Annotated in this window: 13 protein-coding genes and 1 riboswitch; of the genes, 10 read left to right on the top strand and 3 right to left on the bottom strand. The window is 43.0% G+C overall.

The window, feature by feature from the left end; genetic code table 11:
- Positions 1 to 26: 26 nt before the first annotated feature.
- From sodC to GLIP_RS22450, 3 genes are all read right to left on the bottom strand, one after another.
- The gene (sodC, locus tag GLIP_RS19115; RefSeq protein ID WP_008846351.1) at positions 27 to 566 is read right to left on the bottom strand and encodes a superoxide dismutase family protein; all 540 of its coding nucleotides are present in this window, start codon (positions 564 to 566) and stop codon (positions 27 to 29) included.
- Positions 567 to 832: 266 nt separating this feature from the next.
- A complete protein-coding gene (locus GLIP_RS19110; RefSeq protein ID WP_008846350.1) occupies positions 833 to 1,930 on the bottom strand; it encodes a mechanosensitive ion channel family protein in 1,098 nt (365 codons plus the stop codon).
- A gap of 140 nt (positions 1,931 to 2,070) precedes the next feature.
- Positions 2,071 to 2,580 carry a prepilin-type N-terminal cleavage/methylation domain-containing protein gene (locus GLIP_RS22450; protein ID WP_008846349.1) on the bottom strand — a complete coding sequence of 170 codons (510 nt, stop codon included), beginning with the start codon at positions 2,578 to 2,580 and terminating at the stop codon, positions 2,071 to 2,073.
- A gap of 243 nt (positions 2,581 to 2,823) precedes the next feature.
- On the opposite strand from GLIP_RS22450, the gene GLIP_RS19100 reads away from it, so the two are divergent.
- The 10 genes from GLIP_RS19100 to GLIP_RS19055 all read left to right on the top strand — a co-directional run bounded on the left by GLIP_RS19100 (position 2,824) and on the right by GLIP_RS19055 (position 12,810).
- On the top strand, positions 2,824 to 3,615 hold the full coding sequence (locus tag GLIP_RS19100; protein WP_008846348.1) for a substrate-binding periplasmic protein: 792 nt from the start codon (positions 2,824 to 2,826) through the stop codon (positions 3,613 to 3,615).
- A gap of 115 nt (positions 3,616 to 3,730) precedes the next feature.
- Positions 3,731 to 3,838, top strand: a riboswitch (TPP riboswitch).
- Positions 3,839 to 3,904: 66 nt separating this feature from the next.
- Positions 3,905 to 4,735, top strand: coding sequence for a bifunctional hydroxymethylpyrimidine kinase/phosphomethylpyrimidine kinase (thiD, locus tag GLIP_RS19095; RefSeq protein ID WP_040523653.1), 831 nt, complete (start codon positions 3,905 to 3,907; stop codon positions 4,733 to 4,735).
- 5 nt (positions 4,736 to 4,740) lie between these two features.
- Positions 4,741 to 5,760 (top strand): FAD-dependent oxidoreductase, encoded by a 1,020-nt coding sequence (locus GLIP_RS19090; RefSeq protein ID WP_008846346.1) that lies wholly within the window; start codon positions 4,741 to 4,743, stop codon positions 5,758 to 5,760.
- Complete coding sequence (gene thiS, locus GLIP_RS19085) at positions 5,757 to 5,957, top strand: sulfur carrier protein ThiS (RefSeq protein ID WP_040523651.1); 201 nt, start codon at positions 5,757 to 5,759, stop codon at positions 5,955 to 5,957. Before GLIP_RS19090 ends, thiS begins: the two co-directional genes overlap by 4 nt.
- Positions 5,958 to 5,959: 2 nt before the next feature.
- Positions 5,960 to 6,733 carry a thiazole synthase gene (locus GLIP_RS19080; protein ID WP_008846344.1) on the top strand — a complete coding sequence of 258 codons (774 nt, stop codon included), beginning with the start codon at positions 5,960 to 5,962 and terminating at the stop codon, positions 6,731 to 6,733.
- 26 nt (positions 6,734 to 6,759) lie between these two features.
- Positions 6,760 to 7,377 carry a thiamine phosphate synthase gene (locus GLIP_RS19075; protein WP_008846343.1) on the top strand — a complete coding sequence of 206 codons (618 nt, stop codon included), beginning with the start codon at positions 6,760 to 6,762 and terminating at the stop codon, positions 7,375 to 7,377.
- Positions 7,377 to 8,396, top strand: coding sequence for a HesA/MoeB/ThiF family protein (locus tag GLIP_RS19070; RefSeq protein WP_008846342.1), 1,020 nt, complete (start codon positions 7,377 to 7,379; stop codon positions 8,394 to 8,396). Before GLIP_RS19075 ends, GLIP_RS19070 begins: the two co-directional genes overlap by 1 nt.
- Positions 8,397 to 8,453: 57 nt before the next feature.
- On the top strand, positions 8,454 to 9,152 hold the full coding sequence (gene tenA, locus GLIP_RS19065) for a thiaminase II (RefSeq protein WP_008846341.1): 699 nt from the start codon (positions 8,454 to 8,456) through the stop codon (positions 9,150 to 9,152).
- Between the two features lie 7 nt (positions 9,153 to 9,159).
- Positions 9,160 to 10,599, top strand: a complete 1,440-nt coding sequence (locus GLIP_RS19060) for a sodium:solute symporter family transporter (RefSeq protein WP_008846340.1) — start codon at positions 9,160 to 9,162, stop codon at positions 10,597 to 10,599.
- A gap of 426 nt (positions 10,600 to 11,025) precedes the next feature.
- Positions 11,026 to 12,810, top strand: coding sequence for an arylsulfatase (locus tag GLIP_RS19055; RefSeq protein WP_083880144.1), 1,785 nt, complete (start codon positions 11,026 to 11,028; stop codon positions 12,808 to 12,810).
- Positions 12,811 to 12,933: the final 123 nt, after the last annotated feature.

The following is a 12,933-nucleotide window of genomic DNA, read 5'->3' as shown; positions in this document are numbered from 1 at the left end:
CGCTGTTAGCGGGTATGTTTATGCAATTAACTTTTTGGAATAACACCACAAGCTACACGCTCACCACCACCGCCTAATGGCTTGGGCGAATCAGCATAGTTATCACCATTCGCATGAATCATAATTGCTCGACCTTCAATGTCTTCAAGCTCTAGCTCAGGTGCGAATACCGGTAAGTCAGCTTTACCTTCGATATCCACGTAAAGAGTAGGTAAGTCACCTTCGTGTCCATCTTCAGACCAAGGCACGCTATGTTTGTTGGTGTTTTCCGGATCATAGTGTCCACCAGCTGCGCCACCTAACACTTCTTCGCCATCCTTCATGGCCGCTGAGCAATCCCCATTTTGATGAATGTGGAAACCATGAATTCCTGGTGTCAAACCAGTTAAGTTTGGTGCGAAAACAACGCCATCATCGTCATAATTGCTGACAACAATGGTTCCAATGCTTTGGCCACTTTTTAAGTCATTGATGGTGACTGTTTTTCCGGTCTCCCCGGCCAAACTTGTAGCGCTTAAAGCCAACGATATTGAGCCTGCCAATAGTGCAATTAATTGATTCTTCATGATGTCCTCCGTTTTCAAAACAATCTTTAGATCGTGAATTTTGGGTAATAAAAAACCTTTCTTAAGCTTGAGATAGCATAAAGCACACCATAAAATTTCTGGTCTTCTCATATTCGAAAAAAAAGCTTAATTTATAATAACTTGCAGAACGGAGAGCCAAGACTAACTGGCCACAATTAAATGTTTAGAAAGAAGTGATTAATTGCAAACGTGAAATTTTTACGCAAATCTACGTCATAATGACACGCGTTCACGACGCAACAAACTCATTCGTCAGTAGGAGGGTTCAGGTTAGGCATTTCCTTTATGTATAAATCATGTTTTGAATAGGGAATTTCAATATTATGTAATTTGAATTGCTTGAAAATCTGACAGTTTAAAATATCCACTACACGCCCGCGTAACGCAGGCTTATCTATCCAGACCAATAGTTCGAATTCCAAAGCAGAAGCACCATATCGTCGGAATCTCACTCTTGGCTCTGGATCGTTACAAACATATTCTTTTTCTGCGTACGCGATGTCCATCAAAACTTTGCGCACTTCATCGATATCAGCATCATATGCCACGCCAATGGGTACTCTGCAACGGGACTTTTCGTGATGGCCACCGGATTCATTGATAATTTTCGAATTACCCATTACCGAATTTGGGATGGTTATTTCGATATCTTCGCGAGTTAACATACGTGTACTGCGCATGCCAATATGCGTTATTTCGCCACGCTCTCCGGTATCAAGAACCACATAATCGCCAATTTTGTATGGCGCATCAGCCATAATAAACACACCTGAGAACAAATTCGCTAAGGTGTCTTTAGCGGCAAAACCTACGGCTATTCCGACTATGCCCGCCGAGGCCAGCCATGCAGTCATGTCTACTCCCCAAACCGTAAATACAAAATACACTGACAACACTAAAATAATGATATTCAGAAGGTTTAAAAATAGCGGTAAGGTCTTGTTATTTATAGCTAGGAAACGCGTTGGGTTTCTGGCAATTTTAATTAAAATTGCGCGATTGGCACGCAGCAAAAAAGCAGTCCAAATTAAGATTGCTATTGACTGCAAAGACGAAAACAAAATATGCGCGTAGAATTGAGAAGGGTCTAATATGAGAACGGCACTAGAAAATCCCATAAGTAATAAACTGTAATAAATTGGCGAATGTAGCAAGGTCAAAAAGCTACTGTCCAAATCTACATTAATACGCGATATGAGCGCTTCTACTCCCACCATCAATACATATTTAAATAAAGAAGCAACAACAAATGAAAGTGCTATAACAAGCATTGCTTGGGTATAAGGGTTTTCGCCGAAAAAAGTTAAAAGAGGCGTAATTGCTTGTTGTAATTGCTCAAACATGTAGAAATTCCCAAAAATAGTGCCATCTTAATGTGATTAAGGGAGATGACGGACTACATTAATATATAGCTGAATGGAACATATCATTCGTGTATTTATTTACGAATAGCTTAATAACCATCTGCTTCCCAAGTATCTGTTTAGCACCCTGAATTTACAAATTCAAAAGTTGGAAGCCCGTCAAGGACCGCTGGGGGAGTGTAGGTCAAATAGCAATTCGGACTGCGCAATGGAATATTGTTGTTGGTAATGCCGCTAAATCCAGCAATACTGGCAGGCGAAATAAAAAATTGCCCTCCGCCAAATGTGTCACCATAAGCCCAATCCTCTCCCAACTGAAGCGCATTCGCTATTCCAGTTGTGCGGTTTGCGCTGGGAAAACCATAAATCGTCGCAATATCATCAACTCCGTCACCATCCAGATCAACACTTCCATCAGCATCCTTGTGAACCTTCTGTATTATCGCTTTTGCATAAACTAAGTTTGCTGTATCAATAGCGGTTGCTTTCATTCCGTCTAGAGCCGCTTGATTTGCATCAGAGCTTAGATTGATAAATTTGGGGGCTGCGACCACCGATAGTATTCCAAGAATAACAATGACAATGATCAATTCAATCAACGTAAAACCACTTACTTTTTTTATTTCCAACAAACCAAACCTACTGAACCTAACAAGTGTAATTTTTGCAAGAATACATTATTTGATAGCCTGGCTGCACATTCTTTATCATGTAAGCTCGCAATAATGATTAACTGAACATAAAAGTTGATATAGAGCATCCATAACGGTTTTTTTTAAGCCTTATTTGGTCAAAAGGTGAATTTTTGAGCGAATTTATAGTAAAGTAGAAGTAAGAGATGTTGTGATGATGTACGCGTGAGGGTCCAGTATATGAATAAGATGCTCTCCTTGGTTCTGCTTAGTTTGGCTTTTTTTTGCTTAGCCAATGACGCCTCCGCAAAAGATTTTAACCTAAAAATCTACACTGAAGAATTCCCTCCTTATAATTTTACATTCCAAAATAAAATCGTGGGAATCAATAAAGAAATTGTCGAAATGGCCTGCTCACAAGCTAAATTCAAATGTACATTTGAAATCCTACCCTGGCAAAGAGCCTACCAATTAACTCAAAAAAACCTAAGAAGTGGCTTAATTTCAACATCCAGAAATAACGAACGAGAACACAAATTTCAGTGGGTGGGACCGCTCGCATTTTCGACCACAAACTTTTATAGACTTGCCGTCAGAGAAGACATACAAGCACTTAATATATCAGATCTACATCGCTTTTTAGTCGGTATATCTAGAGGTGATATATATGAAAAACTGCTTATAAAAAATGGCTTTTCATATGGTAAAAACCTTTTGGATTTCTCATCTAAAAATCAAATGCTGAACTTGTTAATTCACCAAAAAATAGATCTAGTGATTGGTTCTGAATTGACAATACCCTATCAGGCTAAAATGGCAGGTATTGAACTAAACCAGTTAATACCTGTTATAGAGTTGCCTGTAGACGAACTACGCGGCAATTTTTTAGCCTTAAATAAAGATGTACCAAAATTTGTGACAGATAAACTGCAAAATAACGTATCACAACTACTGGATTCTGGTCAGGTGGATAGAATCATCAATCGTTATAAACGCTCACCACTTATCAACGACTTAGCGGACGAAAAATAACAATATCAAGTTTGACTCTAATCTAGGTCTAGGAACTACTGATATCAGCTAGCGCCATAATTTATATCTAAAATGAACTTGAATACTCAATTAAAGTTCCCTACCATTTCAAACAGTAAGTCCGTCGGGGTGCTTAAATTAATTTTAGGCTGAGAGATGAAAACATCAACCCGGTGAACCTGATCCGAATAATATCGGCGTAGGGAACGGACACGACCTTATGCACCACTTCGGTTGCATTCTTCGTGCACCATTTTCCTATGTCGCTTAGTAAAACTGGGTGATAATGATGCCGAACTCTTCCTACAAACCGTCGATCGCGTTAACCATTGCAGGCTCAGATAGCGGCGGCGGAGCGGGTATTCAAGCTGACCTAAAAGCCTTTTCAGCTAATGGCGTTTACGGCGCGAGTGTAATAACTGCGGTCACCGCGCAAAACACACAATCTCTCACACATGTTCACGCTATCCCAATAGATGTTGTAAAGGCTCAAATATCAGCGGTACTCGATGATTTAGACGTACATGCGATCAAAATTGGTATGTTATTTTCAAGCGATTTGATAGCAGCGGTGTCGGATGCCCTTAAAGGCTACCGTGGTCAAATTGTCTTGGACCCAGTAATGATATCTAAGACTGGCAATGCCCTATTACAAGAAGAAGCTGTAGATGCATTAAAAGAGTTACTCATTCCACAAGCCGACTTGCTTACCCCTAATTATCCAGAAGCAATGGTGTTATTGGGGTTATCACCTGACACTGACTTGGAAGAATGTAAGCTATCAGCTTTCGCTACAGAGTTACTTGCGCTTGGATCAAAACACGTATTACTTAAAGGTGGGCACGGAACAGGCGACACTTGCACAGATGTATTAGTCGGCAATAATAGTCAATTGCCGACGACACTGAGCGCACCACGCATATCCACAAAAAACACCCACGGCACTGGCTGCACCTATTCATCGAGCATTGCCGCATGGCTAGCGAAAGGTGCCACCGTAAAAAAAGCGGTTGAAGAGTCGCATGCCTATCTACATCAAGCTATTCACTTTGCTGATAACCTGCGAGTAGGGCGGGGACAGGGGCCTGTGCACCATTTTCATCAGTGGTGGGAACAATAAGTAGTATGATCAACACTCACGATGGCGTCACGATTGTGGGCGCTGGCGTTGCTGGCCTGTGTATCGCAACAGAACTTGTACAACGAGGAATAATTCCGACAATTATAGAGCGGCAAACCGAGCCGGGGCCAGACTCATGTTCGTGGTGGGCTGGCGGCATGCTAGCCCCTTATTGTGAAGCTGAAAGCGCCGATAAAGAGGTGGTTCATTTTGGGAAATCTGCATCACAGTGGTGGCAAGAAAAAACCGGATTGGTAACACAAAAAGGTACGCTTGTACTGGCCTTAAACCGTGACCACTCCGAATTACAACGTTTTGCAAAACGCACTGAAGCACATGAGCTGTTAAGTGCTGATGCGATTAACGAATTAGAGCCTGACTTAGACATGCGTTTTTCACGAGGATTGTTTTATAAAGATGAAGCTCATCTACCTCCTCGCAAAGCCCTTAGCGCACTCAAAGCATCATTAATCCAAAATGGGGCTAATTTCCTCTACCAAAATGCAGATCTCAACGGATTTGCAAAAGATGAACTTGTGATTGATTGCCGTGGTATCAAAGCAAAACCTACTTTACCAAGCTTACGTGGAGTAAAAGGCGAAATGCTCATTTTGCGCTGCCCTGACCTGAGTTTGAACAGGCCTATTCGTCTTTTACACCCTCGTATTCCTTTGTATATCGTACCGCGAGGAGACGGGGTATATATGTTAGGCGCAACCATGATAGAAAGTAGCGCTAAACAGCACGCCTCAGTGCGTTCAGTAATGGAGCTATTAAACTCAGCTTATGCACTTAACCCCGCGTTTGGTGAGGCTGAAATTCTAGAAATTGGCGTGGATAGCCGCCCTGCATTTGCAGATAACATTCCTAAAATCACTCACCACGGACAGATTATTAGCGCCAATGGCCTATATCGTCATGGTTTTTTACTTGCACCGACGCTGGCAATCATGCTTGCGGACTATATTCATCAGGGTATTAAGCCTGAATGGCTTACTACCTGCACACCCGAGTCAAAAACATGAAACACATACAAATAAATAGTGAATCTATGACCTGCCAATCAACCAATCTCGCTGAACTGTTAAATGAAAAAGGCTATCAAAACGCCACAGTCGCGACCGCAATTAATGGCAATTTCGTCCCCCAACAAAATAGAGAAAATACGCTTTTAAAAGAAGGCGACCGAATCGAAATACTTGCCCCCATGCAAGGAGGATGAGTATGAAGAAATTTTACGATGTGAGCCTAGCTAACCCGTTTATGCTTGGCACCTCTCAATACCCTTCGCCTGCTGTTCTTGCTAAAGCATTCGAACGCAGCCAAGCGAGTGTTGCGACTGTTTCATTGCGTCGCGAAGCAAGTAATGACAAAGCCGGACAAGACTTTTGGAAGCTAATTCAGCAGCTTAATGTTCACATTTTACCAAATACAGCTGGGTGTCATACCGTAAAAGAAGCTGTAACCACCGCGCATATGGCGCGAGAAGTATTTAATACTAGGTGGATTAAGCTTGAAGTTATTGGCGAAGAAGACACCTTGCAACCCGATGTTTTTCGATTGGTAGAAGCTGCTCGGATTTTAAATGAAGACGGGTTTCACGTATTTCCTTATACCACAGAAGATCTCGTGGTTGCAGATAGGCTGGTTGATGCCGGCTGCCGAGTGCTAATGCCATGGGGCTCCCCTATTGGTTCAGGAATGGGCTTAAATAATGTATTCGGACTTCGTGCATTACGCGCCCATTTTCCTGACATTCCACTGGTCATAGATGCAGGTTTAGGTCTTCCAAGCCAAGCAGCGCAAGCAATGGAGCTTGGTATGGACGCCGTATTACTAAACACGGCTGTGTCTAAAGCTGGCGACCCAGCGATGATGGCAGAAGCTTTTGCGTTAGCTATTCGAGCAGGACAACTAGCGCACTGCGCCGATCCTATGCAAGTGCGCGATATGGCTTGTCCCTCCACGCCGATACTGGGCAAAGCATTTCTTGACTAAATTAACCTGACTTCACGGAATTGAATATGCAACTAGATCGTTTTTACCCTATTTTTGACAGCAGTGAATGGCTAGCCCGTTTAGTGCCGTTAGGTATCCACCTAGTACAACTACGCATCAAAGATAGTAGCGAGGAGGATATTAGAGCACAGATAAACAAAGCTAAGGCAATTTGTCAGCAGCACAACTGTACGTTGATCATCAATGATTATTGGCAACTGGCGATAGAATTAGGCTGTGAATGGGTGCACTTAGGCCAAGAAGATTTGGAGACCGCGAACATTGAAGCGATACGAAATGCGGGATTAAAACTAGGGATTAGCACCCATGATGAAGCAGAGTTGCAAATTGCGTTACAGCTAAATCCCGATTACATCGCCTTAGGGCCTGTTTACCCCACTATTTTGAAAAAAATGAAATGGCATGAACAAGGTTTAGATAAGGTCAGTCAGTGGAAACAAAAAATAGGCGAGACGCCTTTAGTCGCAATTGGCGGAATGTCGGTGAAACGAGCACAGGGAGCATTTTGTGCAGGTGCAGATATTGTAGCCGCTGTCACCGATATAACCCTGCACGACAACCCGGAAAGTAGAATAAAGCAATGGCTCGAAGCCTGTAAAACAACTCAACAAGAGGTTGTTTAATGGGCCGTTACGAACGCCAAACTTGTTTACCTGATGTTGGGTTAGCTGGACAAAAGCATCTTGAGACAGCTCATATTCTAGTAGTAGGTGCGGGCGGTCTAGGTTGTGCGGCACTGCCCTATTTAGTGGCCGCTGGCCTCGGTCGTGTCAGTTTAGTGGATGGTGATGAAGTATCATTATCTAACTTGCATAGACAAGTACTCTACAAAGAAACCGATATCAATAAACCCAAAGTTGAGTGTGCCGCGCGCCATCTACGCGCAATAAACAATCACTGTGAAATAAGTAGTCACTACCTCAATCTAACGCCTAAAAACGTTTCGGCCCTATGCGATAATGTTGATCTAGTATTGGACTGCACTGATAACTTTGCGGTGAGTTACGTATTGTCTGATTACTGTTATCGCGAATCTATCCCTTTGGTATCTGCTTCAGTGCTTGGCTTTAACGGCTATGTTGGTGGTTTTTGTCAGCAAAGTCCTTCTTTGCGCGCGATATTTCCTGAGTTACCACAACGTGCCCAAAACTGTTCTTCTGCCGGTGTTATGGGGCCGGCTGTGGGAACGCTGGGCAGTATTCAAGCTCAATTTGCACTCAATATCTTGCTGCAATTGCAGCCTTCTCCGCTTGGACAACTCATGTCGATTGATTTACGAAATTTACGGCAGAGTTCGTTTCGTTTTGATATGGCTGTAGAACCAAGCTTTGAAGACACACTTCACTTTATTGATTTCAGCGATATTCATAAAGACGATTGGATCGTTGATTTACGGGCTGTTGATTTACAGACAGGCACCAAACGCAGCGAAGCAGAAAATGGCAATAGTGACCCAATCATCCAATTTGTAACTCTAGATGAATTTAGACAACAAAAACCACGACCTAAATCTGAACAACGTGCTGTTATCGCCTGCAAAACAGGCTTAACCGCGTGGCGGGCTGCGCGGATTTTACAACAGTACTGGCAGGGCGAGATTAACTTAATTGCAATGGGTGAAAAGCCGTTAAAACTGCCCTAATCATTACCGAACAACAAACTTAACCTATCTTCAAAAAACTGACAAAAGGAAGCAATGATGACAAAGGAAATACCCAATTACGGTAAAACATTCGCACTGTTACGCGCAGGATGTGAAGTGCAATGGGAAGAATACATAGAACACGATTTTGTAAAGTCATTGGGCAATGGCACATTGCCACAAGCTTCTTTTTTACATTATATGGTGCAGGATTATGTATATCTTGTTCATTATGCCCGTGCATGGGCTTTAGGTGTAGTGAAAGCTGAGTCTATTGAAGAAATGCGATTATGTGCTGCCACCGTGGACTCATTAATTAATAAAGAGTTTTCTCTACATATTCAAACTTGCGCCGCGCAAGGTATTGAAGAGTCGTCCTTGTATACCGCAACCGAAGAATTAGAAACCATTGCTTATACCCGCTACGTACTTGATGCTGGCTTACAGGGAGACTTCTTAGACTTACTTTTAGCGCTTGCTCCTTGCGCATTCGGCTATGGTGAAATAGGTCTTCGCTTAAAAGATAACGTTTATTCAGGACATCCATACGAAAAATGGATAAAGACCTACTCAGGTGATGATTTTCAGAATGTGTGTATTAAGGTAGGAAAGTTGCTGGATTTAGCAATTGCTAGCCGAGTTGGCGACACACCTCAAAACAGTCCGCGTTGGCATAAAATGCAAGCTCGTTTTACCAAAGCAGCAGAACTGGAAGCCAATTTTTGGGGTATGGGTTTACGAGCTGGGAAGCAATAGGCAAAGTATGATCACCTTTTCATCCGCTCTAATTTGGCTCGTTTTCTTTGCTGCGCTGTTTGCGTTTGCCGGCTTTTGGTTTGCATATCGAAGTCAGGACGGTCTAGAGGACGTTATCGTGGCACGCAATAGCCAAACGAGTAAGGCCACGTTTTATACCCTATTAGCTACCAATATGGGCACCTGGATTTTATTTGGGCCTGCAGAATCAGCCACATGGGGAGGAATAGGAACGATTCTGGGCTACGCGCTAGGATCATTACTGCCAAGTCTACTTATGATCCCATTAGGCTCTCGAATTCGACAAATAATGCCTAATGGTCATACTCTAACCGAATTTGTCTATGCTCGTTATGGCGTTAGCGTGTACATATTTGTGCTGTTTATCATGCTGTTTTATCTCTTTATTGGCTTAACAGCTGGGTTAACCGGCATAGCGCAGATGGTTGCGATATTGGCTCCTGTGCCATTGTGGGTAACAGCTTCAATCGTGATGTTATGTACCTTGCTTTACGCGTTATATGGCGGTCTGAAAGTCACCATTTTTACCGACCGCATTCAAATGCTGGTTATTTTACCGTTTATTTTGTTGATTTTGATTATAGGTTGGCAAGCCACCGGCGGTTTTACGCCAACGATCAAAGGTCTACAAGAACAAGCTCCTCACCTGCTCAACCCATTTGATACTGATGGTATGCAAACCGGTATAACCTTCTTTTTAGCGGTATGCCTAACAGGTTTGTTTTATCAAGGTACCTGGCAACGCGTTTTCGCAGCGAAAGACAATAAAGCAATTCGCAATGGTTTTATTGTTAGTGGTCTTGTGAGCTTTCCCATTGTGTTCGCCTTAGGGCTTTTTGGATTAGCATTTGTAGGGTTATCGCTACCGGGATCAGGCTCAACGGCTTTATTCAGCGTCGTTTTAAATGAGGCACCATACTGGCTATTAATCGGAATGATTTTTTTTGGCCTTGCGCTAATCATGAGTAGTGCAGACTCAACTATAAGCGGTTTACAGAGCCTATTTATCGTTGATCTGCATCGGATTTTACCCACAGTCAAACAGCATAAATTGCTAGTGATTTCGCGCTGCTTACTTGTCGCTGTGTCAATTGTAGCTTTACTCATAGCTTCACAAGGATACAGCATTTTATACTTATTCTTGTTAGCTGACTTATTATGTTGTGCGGCGGCTTTCCCTGTTTTTTATGGCTTCTACAATAGCCAATATCAACATTATCAAGCTTGGTTAAGTATCATTGGAGGCTTAGTAGCAGGCTTCTATTTTTTCCCGATGCCGGGTGAACCAATTCAGCATTTGTTTGAGTCATTTATTCTGGCAACTTTAATTCCCATTGTTATTTCAATACTTTTGCTGCTTCTACCCCGCAATCAAGCTTTTGATTTTGCACAAGTACGACTGGTAGTGAAAAAGTTCAGCAATTAAAAGCAAAAGAAGGCTATATGATTAACGCTTGTAAAAGTATATAAGAGCTACGCCTTGCAATGGATCGACTCATCGTGATGTTCAAGTAGCGCCTTAGCTGCGGAGATCCCCTCCGCAGCCATCTGTAATTTTGTATATACAAATCATTGAAACAAACCAATAGTCTAGCGCTGAGGTTAAGCAGACAATCCCAATAACCCTTCCTCTTGTATAGCTCGGGCCGGTGTATTATGCTCCTAATATTCGATATAGACGACACAGCATGAACACCAAATTGAACCTGAATTTTCTAGCCTACACGTCCATCAACCCTAAGCTATTTCGGAATACTCCGATCTGTGAGGACTTGATAATTTTCAGACTAATAGGTACTAGGGAGCACATTCTATCAAAACAACACATGATAAATTAAGTGAGTTATATTATATGCAAACTTACACCAAAACTTTAATCATTGTTCTACTAACCTTATCGACACTCGTAGCCTGCACATCAAAGGTGGAACCACTTACACAGACTAAAGCGCCAAATATTATTATCGTGATGACCGACGATCAGGGCTATGGCGATTTAGGCTTTCATGGCAACCCCATCTTAAAAACGCCTAACCTGGATCGACTTGCCAAGGAATCTGTGCGTTTTACCGATTTTCATGTCAGCTCATTTTGCACGCCAACTCGTGCTGCGTTGATGACTGGTAACTACGCCGGCTACACCGGCGCATTCAGAACAAGTTCTGGTCGAACAATGATGCATAGAGATCAAAAAACAATTGCCAATTTGTTTTCAGATGCAGGATACGTGACCGGTATGGTAGGCAAGTGGCATCTTGGCGACAATGCACCTCATCGACCGCAAGATCGCGGTTTTGACGATGTTGTTTGGCATCGAGCTGGCGGCGTAGGGCAAGCGCCAGATTACTGGGGTAACGACTATTTCGATGACACATACGAGCGCAATGGGGTTTTTGAAAAATTTGAAGGGTATGTGACCGATATTTGGTTCGAAGAGGCCATAAAGTTTATTGATAAAAATAAAAGCAGCCCCTTTTTGCTATATCTTCCATTAAACGCACCGCATGGCCCGTATTTTGTCCCCGAAGAATGGGCAGCTCCATACAAAAACCAGCCAAATGTAAACAATGCCAATTTTTATGGCATGATCGCGAACATCGACCACAATATGGGTTTGTTGCGTGATCACCTAGAACAAACTGGTTTAGACGAAAATACCATATTAATCTTTATGACGGACAATGGCACCTCTGCTGGTGCCCGCTTTGAAGGGCTTAATTCAGAAGCCATTTTGGGCTTTAACGCTGGCATGCGCGGCAAAAAATCATCCGTATACGATGGCGGTCACAGAGTTCCCTTCTTTATACATTGGCCCGCAGGAGGTCTAGCTGGAGGTCGAGAGATCGACAGGTTATCAGCACATATTGACGTGTTACCCACCCTCGCTGAATTGGCCGGCATTGAAATTCCTGAAGGCTACGACCTTGATGGCTTATCACTAAAGCCCCTGCTTGAAGAGAATGACAAGGACTGGCACAGAGAGCATTTAGTTGTTCAGTATCATGGCGGCCCCCGCGCCAATGCAATGCCTCCTCAACCTCAGCGTTTTTCGGTAGTGATGACCGAACGTTGGCGCTTGTTGCTCGACCCCGACGGAACAGGCAAGACGGAATTATTTGATATCACCAAAGATCCCGCACAACGCGAAAATCTGGTAGCACAGTTCCCAGAAGTGGTTGAATCTCTAAAATCGGCCTACCAACCTTTTTGGGACAGAGTTTCTCCTAGGTTAACGCCCGTTAGCATTGATATCGGTAATGTCACTGAACCCCATAGCGTACTCAGTTCGCAGGACTGGCACATGGAGACCGGTAATCCCCCTTGGAATTTCAGGCAAATAAGTAAACTTCCAAAAGTAACTGGGCCCTGGCATATAGAAGTTAAGCGCTCAGGCAATTACAGATTAACTCTTCGCCAATTCCCCAAAGAGGCAAATCGAGACCTTGTTGCTGAAAAGGCGAGCCTAGAGATTTTTGGTTTTAATGTTGAAAAGCGTGTTACCCCCGGAGATAAAGGGGTTGCCTTTGAGTTAACCCTGCCCGCCGGCCCCACCCAACTCAAAACCTACCTGTATGACAGTGAAGGACTCGTTGGAGGTGCTTATTTTGTTGATGTTGAATGGCTAGGAGAAAGCTAAACAAACATCAAACGACAGCCAGATCGGCTTTGTAGAGGCAGCGATCCATCAAAGAGCGCCATACAAACATGGCAAACGACTCATTAAATGCAAAAAACGTTTATTCAACGGCAAATGCATTTA

The sequence above is a fragment of the Aliiglaciecola lipolytica E3 genome (genome assembly GCF_000314975.1).
In the GTDB taxonomy this organism is placed as follows: domain Bacteria; phylum Pseudomonadota; class Gammaproteobacteria; order Enterobacterales; family Alteromonadaceae; genus Aliiglaciecola; species Aliiglaciecola lipolytica.
Note: the sequence above shows the minus strand (reverse complement) of the source record. Positions and strands in the feature narration are given on the sequence as shown.

What these genes read in the sequence shown, in the direction of transcription:
- sodC (WP_008846351.1), bottom strand. Translation starts at nt 566, where the DNA reads ATGAAGAATCAATTAATTGCACTATTGGCAGGCTCAATATCGTTGGCT.
- GLIP_RS19110 (WP_008846350.1), bottom strand. Translation starts at nt 1,930, where the DNA reads ATGTTTGAGCAATTACAACAAGCAATTACGCCTCTTTTAACTTTTTTC.
- GLIP_RS19100 (WP_008846348.1), top strand. Translation starts at nt 2,824, where the DNA reads ATGAATAAGATGCTCTCCTTGGTTCTGCTTAGTTTGGCTTTTTTTTGC.
- thiD (WP_040523653.1), top strand. Translation starts at nt 3,905, where the DNA reads ATGCCGAACTCTTCCTACAAACCGTCGATCGCGTTAACCATTGCAGGC.
- GLIP_RS19090 (WP_008846346.1), top strand. Translation starts at nt 4,741, where the DNA reads ATGATCAACACTCACGATGGCGTCACGATTGTGGGCGCTGGCGTTGCT.
- thiS (WP_040523651.1), top strand. Translation starts at nt 5,757, where the DNA reads ATGAAACACATACAAATAAATAGTGAATCTATGACCTGCCAATCAACC.
- GLIP_RS19080 (WP_008846344.1), top strand. Translation starts at nt 5,960, where the DNA reads ATGAAGAAATTTTACGATGTGAGCCTAGCTAACCCGTTTATGCTTGGC.
- GLIP_RS19075 (WP_008846343.1), top strand. Translation starts at nt 6,760, where the DNA reads ATGCAACTAGATCGTTTTTACCCTATTTTTGACAGCAGTGAATGGCTA.
- GLIP_RS19070 (WP_008846342.1), top strand. Translation starts at nt 7,377, where the DNA reads ATGGGCCGTTACGAACGCCAAACTTGTTTACCTGATGTTGGGTTAGCT.
- tenA (WP_008846341.1), top strand. Translation starts at nt 8,454, where the DNA reads ATGACAAAGGAAATACCCAATTACGGTAAAACATTCGCACTGTTACGC.
- GLIP_RS19060 (WP_008846340.1), top strand. Translation starts at nt 9,160, where the DNA reads ATGATCACCTTTTCATCCGCTCTAATTTGGCTCGTTTTCTTTGCTGCG.
- GLIP_RS19055 (WP_083880144.1), top strand. Translation starts at nt 11,026, where the DNA reads ATGCAAACTTACACCAAAACTTTAATCATTGTTCTACTAACCTTATCG.